At 64.0% G+C, this 18,536-nt stretch carries 18 protein-coding genes and 1 pseudogene; 8 read left to right on the forward strand and 11 right to left on the reverse strand.

Annotation, left to right across the window (positions count from 1 at the left end):
* The first annotated feature begins 10 nt into the window (after window positions 1-10).
* The 7 genes from M2336_RS12540 (at window position 11) to M2336_RS12570 (ending at window position 8,068) form a co-directional block, all read left to right on the forward strand.
* The gene (locus M2336_RS12540) at window positions 11-865 is read left to right on the forward strand and encodes a p-hydroxycinnamoyl CoA hydratase/lyase (protein WP_264572787.1); all 855 of its coding nucleotides are present in this window, start codon (window positions 11-13) and stop codon (window positions 863-865) included.
* A 126-nt stretch (window positions 866-991) separates the two neighbouring features.
* Window positions 992-3,121, forward strand: coding sequence for an acetate--CoA ligase family protein (locus M2336_RS12545; RefSeq protein WP_264572788.1), 2,130 nt, complete (start codon window positions 992-994; stop codon window positions 3,119-3,121).
* 194 nt (window positions 3,122-3,315) lie between these two features.
* Window positions 3,316-4,068: an alpha/beta fold hydrolase gene (locus tag M2336_RS12550; RefSeq protein ID WP_264572789.1), complete on the forward strand. Its 753-nt coding sequence runs from the start codon at window positions 3,316-3,318 to the stop codon at window positions 4,066-4,068.
* A 44-nt stretch (window positions 4,069-4,112) separates the two neighbouring features.
* Window positions 4,113-5,501, forward strand: a complete 1,389-nt coding sequence (gene desA / locus M2336_RS12555) for a syringate O-demethylase (RefSeq protein WP_264570260.1) — start codon at window positions 4,113-4,115, stop codon at window positions 5,499-5,501.
* A 153-nt stretch (window positions 5,502-5,654) separates the two neighbouring features.
* On the forward strand, window positions 5,655-6,101 hold the full coding sequence (locus M2336_RS12560) for a MarR family winged helix-turn-helix transcriptional regulator (protein WP_264572790.1): 447 nt from the start codon (window positions 5,655-5,657) through the stop codon (window positions 6,099-6,101).
* Window positions 6,102-6,230: 129 nt separating this feature from the next.
* Window positions 6,231-7,574, forward strand: coding sequence for an aromatic ring-hydroxylating oxygenase subunit alpha (locus M2336_RS12565; protein WP_264572791.1), 1,344 nt, complete (start codon window positions 6,231-6,233; stop codon window positions 7,572-7,574).
* On the forward strand, window positions 7,571-8,068 hold the full coding sequence (locus M2336_RS12570; protein WP_264572792.1) for an aromatic-ring-hydroxylating dioxygenase subunit beta: 498 nt from the start codon (window positions 7,571-7,573) through the stop codon (window positions 8,066-8,068). The genes M2336_RS12565 and M2336_RS12570 overlap by 4 nt, the downstream gene beginning before the upstream one ends.
* Before the next feature lie 19 nt (window positions 8,069-8,087).
* On the opposite strand, the gene M2336_RS12575 is transcribed toward M2336_RS12570, so the two are convergent.
* From M2336_RS12575 to M2336_RS12585, 4 genes and pseudogenes are all read right to left on the reverse strand, one after another.
* Window positions 8,088-8,600: a DUF3237 domain-containing protein gene (locus tag M2336_RS12575; protein ID WP_264572793.1), complete on the reverse strand. Its 513-nt coding sequence runs from the start codon at window positions 8,598-8,600 to the stop codon at window positions 8,088-8,090.
* Window positions 8,597-9,127, reverse strand: coding sequence for a tannase/feruloyl esterase family alpha/beta hydrolase (locus tag M2336_RS18065; protein ID WP_413715974.1), 531 nt, complete (start codon window positions 9,125-9,127; stop codon window positions 8,597-8,599). The genes M2336_RS12575 and M2336_RS18065 overlap by 4 nt, the downstream gene beginning before the upstream one ends.
* A 3-nt stretch (window positions 9,128-9,130) precedes the next feature.
* Window positions 9,131-10,183, reverse strand: a pseudogene (locus M2336_RS12580) (tannase/feruloyl esterase family alpha/beta hydrolase); the annotation flags it as partial.
* 71 nt (window positions 10,184-10,254) lie between these two features.
* Window positions 10,255-11,178 carry an SDR family oxidoreductase gene (locus M2336_RS12585; RefSeq protein ID WP_264572795.1) on the reverse strand — a complete coding sequence of 308 codons (924 nt, stop codon included), beginning with the start codon at window positions 11,176-11,178 and terminating at the stop codon, window positions 10,255-10,257.
* Between the two features lie 73 nt (window positions 11,179-11,251).
* Here M2336_RS12585 and M2336_RS12590 point away from each other — a divergent pair, with 73 nt between their 5' ends.
* The gene (locus M2336_RS12590) at window positions 11,252-11,980 is read left to right on the forward strand and encodes a nuclear transport factor 2 family protein (RefSeq protein WP_264572796.1); all 729 of its coding nucleotides are present in this window, start codon (window positions 11,252-11,254) and stop codon (window positions 11,978-11,980) included.
* Window positions 11,981-12,004: 24 nt separating this feature from the next.
* Here M2336_RS12590 and M2336_RS12595 read toward each other — a convergent pair whose 3' ends face one another.
* From M2336_RS12595 to M2336_RS12625, 7 genes are all read right to left on the reverse strand, one after another.
* Window positions 12,005-12,367 (reverse strand): cupin domain-containing protein, encoded by a 363-nt coding sequence (locus tag M2336_RS12595; RefSeq protein ID WP_264572797.1) that lies wholly within the window; start codon window positions 12,365-12,367, stop codon window positions 12,005-12,007.
* On the reverse strand, window positions 12,354-13,103 hold the full coding sequence (locus M2336_RS12600) for an IclR family transcriptional regulator (protein WP_264572798.1): 750 nt from the start codon (window positions 13,101-13,103) through the stop codon (window positions 12,354-12,356). The genes M2336_RS12595 and M2336_RS12600 overlap by 14 nt, the downstream gene beginning before the upstream one ends.
* A 49-nt stretch (window positions 13,104-13,152) precedes the next feature.
* Window positions 13,153-14,031 carry a 3-keto-5-aminohexanoate cleavage protein gene (locus M2336_RS12605; protein ID WP_264572799.1) on the reverse strand — a complete coding sequence of 293 codons (879 nt, stop codon included), beginning with the start codon at window positions 14,029-14,031 and terminating at the stop codon, window positions 13,153-13,155.
* A 56-nt stretch (window positions 14,032-14,087) separates the two neighbouring features.
* On the reverse strand, window positions 14,088-15,701 hold the full coding sequence (mdlC, locus tag M2336_RS12610; RefSeq protein WP_264570269.1) for a benzoylformate decarboxylase: 1,614 nt from the start codon (window positions 15,699-15,701) through the stop codon (window positions 14,088-14,090).
* 233 nt (window positions 15,702-15,934) lie between these two features.
* Window positions 15,935-17,053 (reverse strand): NAD(P)-dependent alcohol dehydrogenase, encoded by a 1,119-nt coding sequence (locus M2336_RS12615; protein ID WP_264572800.1) that lies wholly within the window; start codon window positions 17,051-17,053, stop codon window positions 15,935-15,937.
* A gap of 47 nt (window positions 17,054-17,100) precedes the next feature.
* On the reverse strand, window positions 17,101-17,949 hold the full coding sequence (locus tag M2336_RS12620) for an SDR family NAD(P)-dependent oxidoreductase (protein ID WP_264593041.1): 849 nt from the start codon (window positions 17,947-17,949) through the stop codon (window positions 17,101-17,103).
* Between the two features lie 29 nt (window positions 17,950-17,978).
* Window positions 17,979-18,389, reverse strand: a complete 411-nt coding sequence (locus M2336_RS12625) for a VOC family protein (RefSeq protein ID WP_264572802.1) — start codon at window positions 18,387-18,389, stop codon at window positions 17,979-17,981.
* Window positions 18,390-18,536 lie beyond the last annotated feature (147 nt).

Below are 18,536 nucleotides of genomic sequence, written 5' to 3' on the forward strand. Positions count from 1 at the left end.
GGGAAATCAAATGGCTGAGGAAAATACGTCCGTCGAGCGGGAAGAGGATACCGTTCGGGTCGAGATCGAGAATAATATCGCATGGGTCTATTATAACCGTCCTGCCAAGCGGAACGCGCAGAGCCCCAAGTTGAACCGCCAGATGCTCAAGGTTCTGACGGATCTCGAATTCCGGGACGATGTCGGCGTTGTGGTTCTGGGTGGCGAAGGCCCCGCCTGGTGCGCCGGCATGGACCTCAAGGAATATTTCCGCGAGACCGAGGCGCAGGGCCTGGCCGGCACGCGCAAGGCACAGCGTGAAGCCTATACCTGGTGGGAGCGTCTGCGCTGGTTCCAGAAGCCGACCATCGCCATGGTGCATGGCTGGTGCTTCGGCGGCGCTTATGGCCCGCTGTTCGCCTGCGATCTCGCCTTTGCGGCTGACGAAGCGCAGTTCGGCCTGTCGGAAGTCAACTGGGGCATCCTCCCCGGCGGTGGCGCCACCAAGGTGGCCGTGGACCTGATGCCGATGCGCGTCGCCATGTATCACGCCATGATGGGGGAGAACCTCTCCGGTCAGGAAGCAGCCCTCTACAATCTCGTCAACGAGTCGATGCCGGTCGACCAACTCAAGGCCCGCGTGAAGCAGGTAGCCGAGACGCTGATCGCCAAGAACTGGGCGACGGTGAAGTACACCAAGGACGCCGTCCGCCGGGTCAAGGAAATGACCTACGACAATGCAGAGGATTATCTGATCCGCCTGCAGGAAGGTCTCAACTGGTTCGACAAGTCGGATGGCCGCCATGTCGCGATGAAGCAGTTCCTCGACGACAAGACCTTCAAGCCGGGCCTGGGTCACTACGACAAGACCAAGACCGACGTCTGAGTTGCCGGAAGGGTGGCCCAAGCAGGGCCGCCCTTTCCTGTGTGTTATCCTTCGCCCCGGCTGCATCCGCCTCCGGGGCGAAAGGTCTGATTGCCACGAGCTGGTTTCGCGAAGGAGAGTTGAGTTATGACGGTTGAGGCCGGAGAGCGCCCGCAGGCGGGAACGCGTGACATCAATCGGTTGCTGCGTCCGCGGTCCATTGCGATCGTCGGGGCATCCGAGACGCCGGGTTCGCTCGGTGCCAGCGTTCTGGCCAATCTCGTTCGGAACGACTTTTCCGGTGACATCCATCTCGTCAATCCCAAGCGTGAAACGATCAGCGGTCGCCCTGCGGTGCCCAGCGTCGAGGCGCTGCCCGAGGGCGTGGATTGCGCGATCCTCGCCATTCCCCGCGTCGCCGTGCTCGATACGATGCGCCAGCTTGCCGCGCGCAAGGCCGGCGCCGCCATCATCTTTGCGGCAGGCTTCGCCGAGGGCGGCGAGCAGGGCATGGCCGACCAGCAGGAAATCGGGCGCATTGCGCGCGAGGCCGGCCTCGTGGTCGAGGGGCCGAATTGCCTGGGTTCGGTGAACTATCTGGACCGCATTCCGCTCACCTTCATCGATACCGACATCAAGGCGCCCAGCCCGGGTGGCGTCGGAATCGTCTCGCAGAGCGGCGCCATGGCGGCCGTGCTCGCGGTGATGCTGGAGAGCCGCACGCTCGACCTCACTTACTCGGTCTCCACCGGCAATGAGGCCGGCAGCGGCGTCGAGGATTATGTCGAGTTCATGATCGCCGACGAGAAGACGCGCATCATCGCGATGATCGTCGAGCAGTTCCGCGATCCCGCCCGCTTCCTGGCACTGATGGACAAGGCCCGTGCCGCCGGCAAGCTCGTTGCCTTGCTGCACCCGGGCAAGAGCAGCGCGGCGCGCGAGTCCGCTGCCACGCACACCGGCGCGATGGCTGGCGACTACAAGCTCATGCGCGCCAAGGTGGAGCGGGCAGGGGTCGTCGTCGCCGAGACGCTGGAAGAGCTGGGCGACATCACCGAGATCGCGGCGCGTTGCCCGGCGCTGCCGAGTGGCGGTACCGCCGTGCTTGGCGAATCCGGTGCGCTCAAGGCGCTGACGCTGGACCTCGCCGAAGAGCTGGAGCTGGCGCTGCCGACCCTCGATGACAACAATGCGCCTGCTTTGCGCGCGGCGCTGCCCGAGTTCGTCCCGGTTAGCAATCCGCTCGATCTGACCGCACAGGGGCTTGTCGATCCCGACATGTATTACCGCACCCTCGCGGCGCTGTTCGAGGATGATCGCGTCGGCACCATCTTCGCCGGGATCATCCAGACCAATCCGGCGACGATCGGCATCAAGCTGCCGCCGTTCCTCAAGGCCGTCCGTGAGCTCAAGGCGACCAAGCCGGTGATCTTCGGCGGCGTGGATGAGGGCGCGCATGTGCCGGCCGACTGGATCGAGCAGCTTCGCGTCGAGGGCATCCCCTATTTCCCGACCACCGAGCGGGCATTGCGCGCCATCAAGCGGCTCTCGGCCGCTGGTCAGCGCGATGCGACCAAGACGGACGCAGCGCCGGCAAGCGTGCCTGCGCTGGCCAGCGAGAAGGGCGTCGTGCCGGAATATAAGGCCAAGGCTCTGCTTGCGCCGCTCGGCATTCCCTTCCCCAAGGGTCAGTTTGCCGCGACCGTAGACGAAGCGATTGCTGCGGCCGACGCCATTGGCGGGCCAGTGGTCATGAAGGCGCAGGCTGCCGCGCTCAGCCACAAGAGCGATGCCGGCGGCGTGGCGCTCAATCTGGTCGGCGCCGATGCGATCCGCGCGGCGTGGGACAAGATGTTCGCGGACGTGAAGCGCTATGACGCATCCATCATTCTCGATGGCGTGCTGATCGAGGCAATGGGCGCGCGCGGTATGGAACTGATCGTCGGCGCCAAGAATGATCCGCAATGGGGTCCGGTGATCCTCGCCGGTTTCGGCGGCGTGACGGCGGAAATCCTGCAGGATGTACGCCTGCTCTCGCCGGACATGACCAAGGCGGCCATCGTGGCGGAGCTGGGCAAGCTCAAGCAGGCTGCGTTGCTCAATGGCTATCGCGGTGCGCCCGCACTGGACGTTGACGCGGTGGCCGATCTGATCGGCGGTATTGGTCGCCTGCTGCGCGGCGAGCCGCGCATTCAGGAGCTCGATCTCAATCCGGTGGTCGTCTATCCCAAGGGTCAGGGCGTGGTCGCTCTCGACGCGCTGATGCTGGTTGACTGACACCAGCAGGTCCATTCGTCCCGCAAGGACACCATAGTAGACCCTCCCGCGCCCGGCGTGGGAGGGTTGCTCGCATTGGGTGCCTGTGCATTCCTGACGTGCAGCAAAATTGCAGTCTCAACTCCGAATTGGTCTGGCCTTGCGCCACGTTTTCGGGTAGATGAAGTTTTCGTATATACGAACGATTGGAAGCGATGAACGACTCGCCCTCTCTGGCAGTGCCGGTCTTATTGTTGCCGGGCCTCATTTGCGATGCGCGCATCTGGGCGCCGCAGGTCGCCGCCTTGGGGCAGATCATGCCGATCACAGCCGTGGATGGATATGGCGAGGCGGACAGCCTCACCGCCATGGCCGATCAGGTGATCAAGTCAGCCCCCTCGCGCTTTGCTGTTGTCGGCCATTCAATGGGCGGCCGGGTCGCGCTCGAAATCTTCCGCAAGGTGCCCGAGCGGCTTGCCGGCATCGGCCTCATCAGTACCGGCGTTCATTTGCCCAAGCCTAACGAGGCGGACGGTCGCTTCGCGCTGCTTAACCGCGGCGTGGAAGAGGGCATGGACGCCCTGATCGATTCTTGGCTCCCGCCGATGGTGTGGGAGCGCAACCGGCTCAAGCCGCAGTTGATGGACATGCTCTGGCAGATGTGCAGCGATGCCGGCATCGACATGTTCGAGCGGCAGATTCGCGCCCTGCTGGCACGCCCGGAAGTCGAGAGCCTGTTGCCGCAAATTCATTGCCCTGCCTTGGTCGCAACCGGCGCGCACGACGCCTGGGCGCCGCCGGTGCAGCATGAGCGAATTGCTGCAGCAATTGCGGGCGCGACTTATGCTGTGATCCCGGATTCAGGGCATATGCTCCCGGTCGAACAGCCCGATGCGATGTCCGCCCTGTTGCGCACCTGGCTCGACCGGGTCGCGCAGCAAGAGGCTGCGGCAACCGCGAACCCCTGACCAATTATAACTGCGTTTCCAACTTCAGTCCGAAGGAGAGTATCATGGCGAAGAATCTTCAAGACGTGCTGGATGGCGCCGGCAATGCCGTCGACTTCCTGCGCAACCAGCAGACCGGTCCCAACGTCTATCCGGGCGTGCCGGCGGAATATTCGAACTGGCGCAACGAGCAGCGCGCATGGGCCAAGACGGCCGTGCTGTTCAACCAGAGCTACCACATGGTCGAGCTGATGGTCGAAGGCCCCGACGCTTTCGAGTTCCTCAACTATCTCGGCATCAACAGCTTCAAGAACTTCAAGCCCGGCAAGGCCAAGCAGTGGGTCCCGGTGACGCCTGAGGGTTATGTCATTGGCGACGTGATCCTGTTCTACCTCGCCGAGAACCAGTTCAATCTCGTCGGCCGCGCGCCGGCCATCGAGTGGGCCGAGTTCCACGCCTCCACCGGCAAGTGGAACGTCACGCTGACCCGCGACGAGCGCACCGCGCTGCGCACGGACGGCAAGCGTCGCCACTATCGCTTCCAGCTGCAGGGCCCCAACGCCATGGCGATCCTGACGGACGCGATGGGCCAGGCTGCGCCGGACCTCAAGTTCTTCAACATGGCGGACGTCCAGATCGCCGGCAAGACTGTTGGCGCCCTGCGTCACGGCATGGCCGGTCAGCCGGGCTATGAGCTTTATGGTCCCTGGGCCGATTACGAAGCGGTGCACAGCGCGCTCGTCGCCGCCGGCAAGAAGCACGACCTCGCCCTTGTCGGCGGTCGCGCTTACTCGTCGAACACGCTGGAGTCGGGCTGGATCCCATCCCCGTTCCCGGGCTATCTGTTCGGCGAAGGCTCTGCGGACTTCCGCAAGTGGGCCGGCGAGAACAGCTATGGCGCCAAGTGCTCCGCGGGCGGTTCGTTCGTGCCCGAGACGCTTGAGGGCTACGGCCTGACGCCGTGGGATGTCGGCTATGGCATCATCGTCAAGTTCGACCATGACTTCATCGGCAAGGAAGCCCTTGAGAAGATGGCGAACGAGCCGCATCTGGAAAAGGTGACGCTGGCGCTCGACGACGAGGACATGCTGCGCGTGATGAGCAGCTACTTCGCCGAGTCCGGCCGCGCGAAGTATTTCGAGTTCCCGAGCGCAGTCTACTCGATGCACCCCTATGACTCGGTGATGGTCGACGGCAAGCACATCGGCGTCTCCACCTGGGTGGGTTACTCGTCGAACGAGGGCAAGATGCTCACGCTCGCCATGATCGACCCGAAGTACGCCAAGCCTGGCACGGAAGTCTCCCTGCTGTGGGGCGAGCCCAATGGCGGCACCTCCAAGCCGACCGTCGAGCCGCACGAGCAGACCGAGATCAAGGCGATCGTTGCGCCGGTGCCTTACTCGGCCGTCGCCCGCACCGGCTATGCTGACAGCTGGCGCACCAAGAAGGCCTGATCGGTCTCAAGAGCTTAAGGGCGGGGCTGCCGAAAGGCGGCCCCGTTTTTTATGGGCTGGACGACGGCTCAGTGAATAGCGATGAGTTTTGCGCGAGCGCCGGCCGTGGAATGACGCGGCGGGCAGGGCAGGCAGTGCGCGAAAGGGGCAAAGATGGTCGAAGACGAGAAACTCCCGCCATTCGAGCAATCGCTGGCTGCGATCCTGTTGAGCGCCAAGGAAGCGGTGATCGCCCCGATGCGCACCAAGTTGCGCGACTTCGACATCACCGAGCCGCAGTGGCGCGTGCTGCGGGTGATCAACGACCGGGGCACCACCGATGCAACCGACCTAGCCGAAGTCGCGCTGCTCCACGCGCCGAGCGTCACGCGCATCTTGCGCGAACTGGAAGCGCGTGCGCTGATCGTGCGCACAGCCGATCTCGATGATCGCAGGCGCTCCACCATCGCGCTCTCGCCGGCCGGCGCGCAGATCGTGACAGCGGTTTCCGCCCATGTCGCGGCGATGATGCGGGTCTATTCCACCCGGTTCGGCGCGACCCGCCTTGATGACCTCGCCGCTGAGTTGCGCGCATTGTGCGCAGCAATCGATGAGGAGTGAGCCCACACATCCCTCTTGCGGCAGTTGCGACGATATGCTTATCATGTTAAGTGATTTCGCATGATGCGCGCGATGGTGTTCCAGGATCTTGTCGCGCGACCAGCATGATCCTTGGGAGATGAGTGAACGATGACCGGCTTTGCGCTTCGCGACCTGATCGACGACCGCCCGGAAGACGGCGTGTTCCGCGTCAACCGCGCCCTGTTCCGCGACCCCGATCTGTTCGATCTGGAGATGAAGCACATCTTCGAAGGCGGGTGGGTGTTCATCGGGCTCGCCACGCAAGCCGAGAATCCCCATGATTATTTCACCGGCTTCATCGGACGAGTACCTATCATTGTCAGTCGTGATGGCGAAGGGGTGCTGCACTGTTTCGTCAATGCGTGTCCGCACAAGGGCGTGCGCCTCATCCAGAAGCTGTGTGGCAATGCGCGCCGGCACGTTTGCCCCTATCACAGCTGGACGTTCGACAGCGCCGGCGCGAACAAGAACATCAAGTGGCAGAAGAGCGGCTGCTATGGCGCCGGGTTCGACGATGAGAACCACGATCTGGCACCCGTTGCAAAGTTCGGCGAGTATCGCGGCTTCCTGTTCGCCAGCCTGAATGCCGAAGTGCCCAGCCTAGACGAGCATCTTGGCGAGGCCCGCAAGTTGCTGGATCTGGTGGTCGACAAGAGCCCGGAAGGCGTGGAGCTGGTCCCCGGCCGCGTCACCTTCACTTATGCTGCGAACTGGAAGATGCAGCTCGAAAACTGCTCGGACCAGTATCACTTCACCTCCACCCACCCGAGCTACATCCGCATTCTCGATCAGCGCGCCAAGGAGCAGGCCGAAGATGTCGTGCAGTCCTCGCTGGGGGCCTCCGATTTCTGGCAGGAGGAAGCCAGCGGCACCAGCGGCGGCACGATGAGCTTCGATCATGGCCATGTGCTCAACTGGGGCATCATGCCCGTCTCCTCGGCCATTCCAGAGTTTGAGCGAGCCGAACAGCTCGCCCGCGATCACGGCGAGGCCAAGCGCAACTGGATGTTCAACATGCGCAACCTGACCATTTTCCCCAACCTGCAGATCGCCGAAAATGCGTCGAGCCAGATGCGCGTCATCCGCCCATTGGCTGCCGGCCTCACCGAGATGCAGACCTGGTGCATCGCGCCGCGCGGGGAGAGTGCGCAGGCGCGGACATTCCGCATCCGGCAATATGAGGATTTCTTCAATCCGACCGGCATGGCAACACCGGACGACACCGTCTGCTATGAGGAGGCCCAGCTGGGCATGGCTGAGCAGGACCGTCCCTGGCTGCAAGGCCACGCGCGCGGTCTGACCGCCTCGAAAGAGGGCGGGAACATGTATGCCGACATGATCGACCTCAAGCCCGCGCGCAACGTCGTCGCGGATGCGCAGCTGTGCGACGAAAGCCTGTTCGCGAGCTACTATCGCGCCTGGGCGCAGCGCATGGCGGAGGTGATCGCATGAGCCAGCTGAGCCACGCCGACGCCGCGCAACTGCTTTATCGCGAGGCGCTGCTGCTCGACCGTCTCGATCTCGAGGCCTGGCTTGAGCTGTTCACCAAGGATTGCGTGTTCTGGATGCCCGCCTGGCGCGACGACGGCACGCAGACCGAAGACCCTGAGGCTGAACTCTCGCTGATCTACTATCGCGGTCGCCGCAACCTGGCGGACCGGATCCAGCGCATCCGCTCGGGCTTTTCGGTGGCGTCTGCTGTCATGCCGCGTGTGTCCCACATGATTGGCAATGTCATCGCCGAGCCGGCGGGCGAGGGGCTGGCGCGCGTCAATTCGACCTTCATCGTGAATGTGCACGACGTGCGCAGCAATCGCTCGCACGCCTATTTCGGCCGATACGAGCATGAGCTGCGACACGAGGACGGCGCGTGGAAAATCTCCCGCAAGGTCATCCGCCTGCTGAACGACCGGGTGCCGACCATGCTGGACATCTACGGCATCTGACCGCCCGGAAGGCGCCCGCTTACATCGCCCGGTAGAAGCGGATGCGGACGGCGCTCACCTTGCCGTCCGCCATCACCGGCTCCAGTGTGCCAAGAAACGCGCTCTGCCCCAGCCACTCATATTTGCCGAGCGGTGCCTCGAACACCGGGTGGGTGCGCCCCGGCCGAGGCCTGCCGTCCTTGTCCGGCCCGCACAGCGTGCCCTTGTTGACGACGTTGATGATCACGCCATCATCGGTGCGGATCATGTAATCGGCCTTGATGTCCGTGCAGCCATCGCTGCGCCGCAACTGCCAGTCCCATCCGCCAGGGATGATCGTACCCTTGATGCCCGGCCCCTCAAACGTCCCGCCGGTGATCGGAATGATCAGGCGCTCGCCATAGGGCGTCTTCCCGGCCGGCATGGCCGGCGAGAGCGTGACCACCTCTTCAAAGGCGAACTCCAGGCTGGGCTTGCTGGGGTCAGCGTCGGCGGCATGAGCCGGGAGCGCCAACGCGGATATCAGCGCGACTGCACCGAGGCCGCGGCTCATGGCTTTTCCTCCACGTCAGGTTGGGTGCAGGTGAAGCTGCTGGCCTTCGTGGCATCGCCGCCGGTATAGCGCGCATATCCCGGGAACGGGCAGAGCGGACGACTGGCCGATCCATCGCGCCGGCTCGCAGTCACGCCTTCTGGCGCCTTGCCTTGCTCGACCCAGTCCACCACGGCGCCGAGCAGATCGAACTGGTCGAAGGCATTGCCGCCGCCGCAATGGGCCATGCCCGGCACCATGTAGAAGCGGCTCGCCTTGTCCCAGGCTTCGTCATTCGTTTCGGACGCGCGCAGCCAGTAATCCCACGTATCCCAGGCCGAGAACCAGGGATCGCTCACGCCGTGGAAGAAGAGGATCTTGCTGCCCTTGTCGAGGAAGGTGTTGAGGTTGGTCCAATAGGATGTGTCGGTGAGCCGCTGCTGGGCGTTGTTGCGCACCTCGTTGATGCGGGCATCGAGATCGATCGTGAGGTCGCGCAGCGGCGGGCCGAACACGCCCGGCGCGCCGGTGGTGATGTAGCCGGACACCGGGCCGGACGTGTCGACGATGCCGGTATCAAAGGGCACCGGCGCATAAAGCGGGTAACCGGATTTGTCGCGCGGCCCGGCAAAGGCGCGCTCAAGGGCCTCGACCTGCGCCTTGCTCAGGCACGAATCCGCCTTCGCGCCGGTGCATTGCAGCCGGGCAGGCTGGAAGCGGCATTGGCCGACATTCTCGATCATCCCGTCCTTCAGGCCATCGAGACCGTCGCACTGGTTGAGCAGCCCCTTGAGGATGAGTTGGCGATCCGTCGGCGAGAAGGTCCGGTCGATCAGGGGCGTGCCCTTGTCATCCTTGGGCGCGGCCTGGTTGAACATCACCTGCGCATAGCTCATGCCGAGATTTGAGTTGCCGGTCCGCATGGCCGGCGCGCCGACCACAATTCCATCGAACAACTCGGGATAACGCTGTGCGGCGAGCATGCCCTCCCGACCGCCGGTCGAGCATCCGGTCATGTAGCTGCGCGTGGCCGATTTGCCGTAGAAGCCCTGTGCGATCGCCTTGCCGGCGAGCGTGACGGTGCGCACCGAACTCTCCGCAAAGTCGAGCGTGGCGCGCTGATCGATCATGAAAGCGTTGTCGAACACCGCGCCCTTGTGGCCGCTGTCATGGCTGAGCACCGCAAAGCCGCGGGAGAGGGCAGGGCGGTTGCCGGCCGCGACCGGACCGATCGGCTCGCGAATGCTGCCATTCAGTCCGCCGCCGCCCATCAGGAGGAAGCGACCGCTCCAATCCTTCGGCAGCGCAAGGGCGAAGCCGATGCCATAGGTCTTGCCACCGGCGCCCGTGCGCTGGTTGATGACGCCATCCACGCGGCAATGTTCAGGAAGCACTAGCGTCGCGGGCGGCTCGCCCGGGGGCGGCGGGGCCTTGGAGGGACCGGCCGGTACCAGCATGGCGCTGGTGATCTTCACCTCGGCCCCGAAATTCTGACTGGTGAGGGCCGCACAGCGCTGGGCCGCGTCCTGTGCGGCTGCAGGCGTCGGCGCAAGGGCGGCGCCGGCCAGCAAGGCGGCCAGAGAGGCGATGGATTTGCCGTTCATATATTCTCCCCTGTCTTTGCGTCTTATTGGATCGTCGCCGTCGCGTACGCAAGGCGCTCGGCAGGTTCCGGTCAGGTCAGGTCGCTCAAGCCGATCTTTGCGCCTTCCAGCGCGGCCTTGTTAGCGGCCCGGCGCATCCGCTCGACCTCAAGGCGCTCCGGCGGCGCGACTTCATCCGGCAGGGCGGCGAGGCTGGTTTCGTAGATGTCCTTGAAGTCTTCCGCAAATTCGGGGTGGGTGAAGATCAGGCCCCGGTTCTCGACCATGCCGGCAAAAATCTTCTCACCGGCCTCCAGCGGGTCCATGCCATTCTCGAAAGCGGTCGCGAACTGGCGGATTTCCGCCTCGTCCACCGGTGCGAAACCGCTGCCCCAAAATTCGGCCGGGCGCTTGAGCGCGGAGAGCGCCGCATCCGTCGCGACCAGCGCCGGGCAGACCAGCGAGACGCCAATGCCATAGGGCACCAGATTATAGCGCAGGCACTCCGTCAGGCCGCGCACGGCAAATTTGCTGGCGGTATAGATCCCGGCTTGCGGCCCGGAGAGATAGGCCGCCATGCTCGCGACGTTGACCACATGGCCGCCTTCGCCGCTCGCCTTGATCTTGGGCAGGAAGGACACGATGCCGTTCACCACTCCGCCAAAGTTGACGCCCATGATCCAGTCATAGTCGGCAAAGCTGGCTTCATCGGTGGGGCCGAAGACGGAGACGCCGGCATTGTTCACCAGCACATGGCAGGCGCCGAAATGCTCGACCACTTGGTCCGCAGCCTGTTGGAACGCTGCCCGGTCGGTCACGTCCAGCTTGATCCAGAGCGGCGCCTCCCGCCCGCGCTCCTCGAACCATTGGGTGCAGCGCGCCCGCTGCTCTTCATTGCGGTAGGAGAGGGCGAGGCGCATGCCGGCATTGCTGAAAGCCCGCGCAATCCCGAAGCCGATTCCGGTGCCCGCGCCCGTGATGAACGCGACTTTTCCGGACCAATCCGTGCTGCTCATGATGACTCTTTCCTCTCGCCGGCTATTTGTGCTTTGTTAGCAAAACATACAGTCAAAGTGAGAGGAGTCGATAATGTCTGAGGTGGAATCGCGCCTGGCCAAGCTGGAAAAGAAGGTTCAGGAACTCGAGGATATCAACGCGATCCGTCGGCTCCAATGGGCCTATGGCTATTATATTGACTATAACCGCCCCGAGGAGGTTGCGGGTCTCTTTGCCAAGGAGGGCGTGGTTGTCTTCCTCTCCGGCGAATATGTCGGATATGAGGGCGTGATGCGCCTTTATGGAACATGGTTCCAGAACCTCTTCACCGGCGGGCGGCGCGGCCCGGTCCATGGCCTGCTGCTCGACCATTTCCAGTTGCAGGATGTCATCACCATTGCCGAGGATGGCCAGACTGCCAAGGGGCGCTTCCGCGGCATTCTCGCGGGTGGCTGGCATGATGACGCGCTGCACGAAAAGCCTGAAGGGGTGCCGCAGCAATTCTGGGAGTCCGGCATCTACGAGAATGACTATGTCAAGGAAGACGGCGTCTGGAAGATCAAGCGCCTCGACTATATGATGCAGTGGCAGGGCGACTATGAGAAGGGCTGGGCGCACACCACCGCGCACCTGCAGCCGGCGCAAAAGCCTTATCCGGAAGATCTCAACGGCCCCGACCGCATCCTGCCCGAGAAGGAAGTGCGGCAGACCTGGCCGCACCGCTACGAAGTGCCGATGAGTTTTGCGCATCCGGTGCTCGGCCGCGCCTTCATCATCGAGAATTTCACGCCGATGATGACCAAGCAGCCGCGGGGTAACTGATCCCGCCCCGCTTCGCCCGGCGGTTCACTCTGCCGGGCGATCCTGCGCGAAATGCACCGCCAGCCAGACGGTCGGCGGTGCTGCCTGCGTCCAGACGACGCGATGACGGACGTGAGCAGGGATAAGCATCGCGTCGCCGGGCGAGAGCGCGCACTCGCCCCGATCCTCCAGCCAGAGCCGGGCGCCGCCGGCCAGCAGCAGCACCCACTCGTCATGCGGCTGATCGTATGGCGCGACCTTGGGTGTCACTTGCCCCTGCGACACGATCCGCTCGATCCGGGCGCCTGCCTTTTCGAGGATCAGGTCGAAGATTTCCTCGACGCTGGCATCGGGAAGTGGCGCGAGGAGGTTGATAACCCCCTGCGCTTTGCCTTCAGTCTCCGCCAAGCGCCTGGGCCGCCTGGGTGAGCAGGACGGCCGCGCGCTGCTCAAGCTCCGGCGTAGCCCGCGCGACCGGGATGGCGGCGCTGATCGCACCGACCAGGCTCCCGCCCACATGCACGGCATGGCCGATACCGATGATGCCGGGGGTAAACTCTTCGGCAGTGCGCGCAATACCGGTTTGCGCGATCTGTGCCAGTTCGCGGCGCAGCTCTGCCTCGGCAGTGCGTGTCTGCGGGGTGAACGCCGCGCGACTCGCCGCCGCGAAATAGGCGTCCAACTCCTGCGGATCGAGCGCGGCCAGAATGGCTTTGCCGGCGGCAAAGGCATGGAGCGGGACGAGGCGGCCAACCTCAATGGTATAGCGCAGCGCTTGCGGCGCCACTTCTCCTGCAATCGCCTCCATATTCTCGCCATGGCGGACGAAGAAGGAGACGGTCTCGTTGAGTTGCCGCGAGACCGATCGCAGCACCGGGTAGACCCGGTCCTTGAGCGGGATGGCTTCCGGTGCCGGGTTGAGACGGGCGAGCGCCGGCCCGGGCGAATGGAGCCGGCCGCTGCGCAGCAGATAGCCCCGTTCGACCAGCGTCCCGAGCAGATAGGAGAGGCTGCTGACGGGAATCGCCAAGGAGAGCGCAATCTCGGCAGCACTGACCGGCCGGCCACTGCTGACGACATATTCCAGAATGTCGAGCGTCCGCGTGGCCGATTTGACCGACGAGGACTCCGCCTTCGCTTCCATGCCGCGATCCCCCAATAGCCGTCGGCGGGCCTGCCCTATTGTGCCCGCCTCACTGCTTAAGCCCGAGCATCTGCCGGGTCTCACCCGGCGTGGCAAGCTCACCGCCGATCTTCTCGAGAATCTCGACGCCCTGCCGCACCAGATCGGCATTGCTCTGCGCCAGCACGCCCTTGCGCAGGTAGATCGTATCCTCGAAGCCAACGCGCATGTGCCCGCCGAGCAGCACAGACTGCGCCGCCATGGGGAAGCTGTGGCGGGAAATGCCAAAGCCGGTGAAGGGCGCGCCGCGCGGGATCTGGTTCTTGGAATACATCATCGCCTCCGGCGTCGCGGGCAGACCATATTTGGTGCCGAGTACGAAGGTGAAGGGTGCATTTTTGGGAATTAGGCCCTTGGCCATCAGATCGTCCGCGAAGACGAAATCGCCGGCCTCGAAGCATTCGATCTCGGTCAGCACGCCGGCATCCTGCAACATGGTACCCATCTTGCCGACGATCATCTCCAGATTCATGGCAATGCCGCCCCACAGGTTCATGGTGCAGATATCGAGCGTGCACATGTCGGGCTTGAGGTCGAGGATGTGCTCGATGCGCCGCTCCGCGGTGAACATCAGGGTCTTTTCGAGGTCCGGCATCGCCGGCTCGTCGGCGCTCTTGGGGAACCACATGCAGCCCGGGCCGGTCGTGACGTTGAGGATCACGTCCGTGTTCTTTTCCCGGATGAGGCTCACCACCTTGCGATAATCGTCCATCTCCTGGCTCGGCGTGCCATCCTCGCCATTGCGGACGTGAACATGGATGATCGACGCGCCGGCCTCTGCCGCGTCCAGCGCTTCCTGCGCCACATGCTCGGGACGGAAGGGAAAGTTGGGATGTTTGGGCATCGGCGATGCGCCGGTGATCGCGCAGGTAATGAATGTCTTGCTCATCTTTTTCTCCTATCGGACACCGGCGCTCGCTGCTCATGCTGCGCGCAGCATAAGCCTCAGCGCGCCCGTTCCACCATGACTTCCAGCAAGCGGGGGCCGCTGCCGGCAAACAGATCCCGGATCGCATCGTCCAGCGCTGCAGGGTCGGAAACGCGCGCGCCGGGCACGCCCATGCTCTCACCGAGCTTCACGAAATCGATGCCCGGAAGCTTGCTGCCCACCACCTCGATGTCGAACAGCGCACCGAACTGATCGAGCGCGGCATAACCGCCATTGTTGACGATGAGGAAGCGCACGTCGAGCTTGAGGTCGCCCGCCGTCCAGAGACCCTGGATCGAATACATGGACGACCCGTCGCCCAGCAGGCACAGCACCGTGCGGTTCGGCTGCGCAAGGGCCGCGCCGACTGCCGCAGGTAGCGCAAAGCCCAGCCCGCCGCTGGCGGTGGCCATGAACTCATCCTCGAGCCGGATCGGGAAATGATCGTGCAGCGGTCCGCGCGTGCTCGGCGCTTCCTCGCTGATAATGATGCCCTTGGGACGCAGGGCATCAAGGCGCTGCATCAGATAGGGCTCGAAAATGGCGGCGCCATCGGGGCTTTCGGCGGCATGGCTCGCGGGAGGTGCGGGCGCCTTCCGGGGTGCAGCATTGGATGCAGCATACAGGCGCGCAATCGCATCCGCGACATTGCCGACGATAGCGGTGCCGACCGGCGTGCGGGCTGCCGTGGCTGGATCATCGACAATCTGTATGATCTGCGCGCCCTTGGGCACATAGGGGCCGAAGCCCTCGACATGATAAGTAAAGACCGGCGCCCCCAGCACCAACACGAGATCATGGCCATCCAGTGCGTCCACAATGGCTTCACGCGAAGCTGGGAGGAAGCCTGCGAACAGGACATCGTCTTCCGGGAACACGGCGCGGGCAGCCATTGGCGCGACCCACACCGGCGCCTGATGCGCTGTCGCCAGGGCATGGAGCGCGGCGCGCGCATTCTCGCGGCCGACGCCAGCGCCGGCGACTATCACCGGCGATTTCGCGGCGTTCAGTGCGTCCGCGGCGGCACCGATGAGGGCAGGGGACGCCATCGATTCCTGAGAGACAGTCGAGGTGCTGATCGGCTGGCAGGCGCGATCCCAATCGTCGATGGGCACCGAGACGAACACCGGACCGCGCGGCGCCTGCATCGCCATATGATAAGCGCGCAGGATGGCCAACGGCACATCCTCGGCGCGCGCCGGCTCGCAGGTCCATTTGACGAAGGGTTGCGGAAACTCCGTGGCGCGCTCGGCATAGAGGAACGGGTCGTAGGGGAAGATGCTGCGGGCCTGCTGCCCTGCGGTGATCACCAGCGGCGTCTGGTTACGGAACGCGGTGAAGATGTTGCCAAGCGCATGGCCCGTGCCGGCAGAGGAATGCAGGTTAACAAACGCAGCATTGCCGCTCATTTGCGCGAAGCCGTCCGCCATACCGACGACGACGCTTTCCTGCAGGCCCAGGACATATTGGAAATCCTGTGGCATGTCGCGGAACAACGGCAGCTCAGTCGAGCCGGGATTGCCGAACAATGTCGTCATGCCAAGATCGCGCAGCAGGCTCATCACGGCATCACGCACCGTTGGCCCTTCGACTGCCTTGGGCTTCTCGACTGCCAGACCCCGCGCCGTCATGCCGCTGCTCCCATCATGTTTGTTGCTGCCGTCATTGTCATTCTCTCTATATATGAAATTATCACATACGCGAACGCATAATCGCGCCTGCGGCCGGGCCGTCAGCCCACGCAAAGTAATTAACATGTTCAGCAAAAGATGGAAGCGGCAAGGCTAGCTCGTCGCCGCGCAGGGCCGATCCAAGCCGCACCCGAAGGAGAACGGGCGCGGCTTGTCGAGGATCAGGCTACCGGTCAGGCGTCCATCACAAGGACGGGCTTCACCACCGCGCCGCTCTCGCCGGCATGGAAGGCTTCATCGATCTGCGCGAAGGGGAACGTCTTGATCAGCCGATCGTGCGGGAAACGACCCGCAAGATGATGGTCGATCAATTCGGGCAGAAAGCCGAACAGATCGGAATCGCCACCCAGGATGCCCATCAGCCGCTTGCCGCCACCCATGAAGGCTGACTCGTTGAGTGTCAGATTGGCGGCGGGGTCGGATGCACCGACGATGCCGACGATGCCAAGCGGCGCAATCAGTCCGGCGGCGCTCTCGATGATCGCCTTCAGACCCGTCGTATCGAACGCATAGCCCAGACCCTGCGGGCAGAGTTTGCGGATTTCCTCCTCCGCATTGCTGGTTTTGCCGTTGATCGTGTGCGTCGCGCCCAGTTCGCGGGCCAGTGCCAGGCGGTTGTCGTGGATGTCGACGGCAATAATCGGGTTCGCGCCCGCGATCTTGGCGGCCATGATCGCGCCGAGGCCGACAGCGCCCGTGCCGAAGACGGCGATGGGCATGCCGGCGCGCACCTTCATGCTGCGCAGCACGGCACCGGCGCCGGTCATGAAACCGCAGCCGAGCGGCGCGAGGGTCGAGAGCGGTACATGCGCGGCGCTTTCGGGCACCTTCACGACGTTGCGAGCATGGCCGATGGCGTGGGTGGCGAAAGATGATTGGCCGAAGAAATTCGCATTCACGCCCTCGCCATCGCGATGCAGCGTGTGGCTGCCGTCCGGCCTGGTGCCGATCCAGTTCTCGGGCACGAAATTGTAGCAATAAGTGGGCTTGTCGACTTCACAGCTCGGGCAGGTGCCGCAGCTGTTGAAGCTCATCAGCACCCGGTCGCCCGGCTTTACATGCGTCACCTCGGACCCGACCTTCTCGACCACGCCGGCCCCTTCATGGCCCAGCACCATGGGGAGCGGGGTCGGGAGCTGCCCATCGCGTGCGGCCATATCGGTGTGGCAGATGCCGCAGGCGTGGATGCGCACCAACACCTCGTCAGCGCGGGGCTCGTCCAGCGTCACGGCTTCGATAGCGAACGGCGCTTCGCCGCCCTTGCAGATGGCGGCCTGTGCGGATGTGGTCATGCGTGTCACTCCTGTTCTGGTCTTGGCTTGAGGCAGCGCGATATTGCTCAGCCGAGCCGGCCGAGCGACATGCCGCCATCGATCATCATCTGCGCTCCGGTTACATAGCTCGATGCGTCGGAGGCAAGGAACAATGCCAGCGGCTTGATCTGATAGGTCTCGGCGATCCGCCCCATCAAGGTCGCGTCGTCCCACGCCTTGCGGACCACGGGATCCTTGAGCGATCCATCCGCGATGTTGGTGACGAAAGGTCCGGGCAAGATGGCGTTGACGCGGATCTGATAGGCCCCCAGCTCCAGCGCGAGGTGGCGGACCATGTGGCTGACCCCGGCCTTGGACGGCATATAGGGCATCGGCACAATCGGCTCGCAGATCACGGCCGCATTGGACGAGGTGGCGATGATCGAGCCGCCATTGCCGCTCTTCTTCATCAGCCGCGCCGCATCGCGCATCGTGTTGTAGGCGCCGGTCAGGTTGATCGCGATGATCCGGTCCCAGATGGCCGGATCGTAGGTGTCGATCTGGCCCTGCGGGTCGCGGCCGCCTTCTGGCTTCCAGAAGCCGGGGCCGATCCCAAGCCCGGCATTGGCAAAGGCGATGTCCAGTCCGCCATAAGCAGCCTCATGTGCATCGAAGACCTGCGTGGTGCGGGCGCGGTCGGAGACATCGAGCTCGTCGGCGCGCACCTCATAGCCTTGCGCCCGCAGGCGGGCTGCTTCCCGCTCGGCGGAGGCGCCATCGACATCCGTCAGCGTGACCCGTGCGCCGGCTTCCGCCATCGCCTCGGCATAAGCGAGGCCGATGCCGGAGGCAGCGCCTGTCACGAGCGCGCTGCGCCCCGCGATGTCGAACTGCTCAAGTGCCTTGGGCGGCTGTCCCGTGCCAGCGTCGGTCATTCTGTGCGGTCCTCTCTGGTCAGGCGCGTTCAGGCCGGGTCTTCGTCGAACACGTTCAGTTCGATCTGCACGCCCGTGGGATCATGCAGGAAGACCTGTGTCATCTTGATCACCTCGACCCGATTCTCCCGCCAGGGCACGCCGTGGACCTCAAGCCGCTCGACCAGCGGGCCAAGGCCGACGCACTGGAACGCGACATGATCGAGGCCGCCCGTCGTCCCGGTGATATTGTCGTAAACCCCATGTTCGGACAGCGCGCCGGGCGTGCTGATATGAACGATCGGATCGTCCTTGTGATCGTACATCCATCGCACCATCGTCCGGTCCAGATTGGACGGTGGATCGCGCTCCTCAAGCAGCAGAATGTCGCGGTAGAACGCCACCACCGGCGGCAGGTCACGGGTGCGGATGTTGACGTGGTCGAGCCGTTTGATGAGCATGTATGAGTCCTGTTCGTGGGAAGGCAGGCGGTCGGCTTATTGATAGTGTCCAAAGTATCTGCGGCGCAACCGCTTCCGACCTTTTTGTGCGGCGATTGTGCGCACAATAAGATCGGGAGAGGCGACGGCGCGCCACTCCCGATACAT

This window comes from Sphingobium sp. B1D7B (assembly GCF_025961965.1).
Taxonomy (GTDB): domain Bacteria; phylum Pseudomonadota; class Alphaproteobacteria; order Sphingomonadales; family Sphingomonadaceae; genus Sphingobium.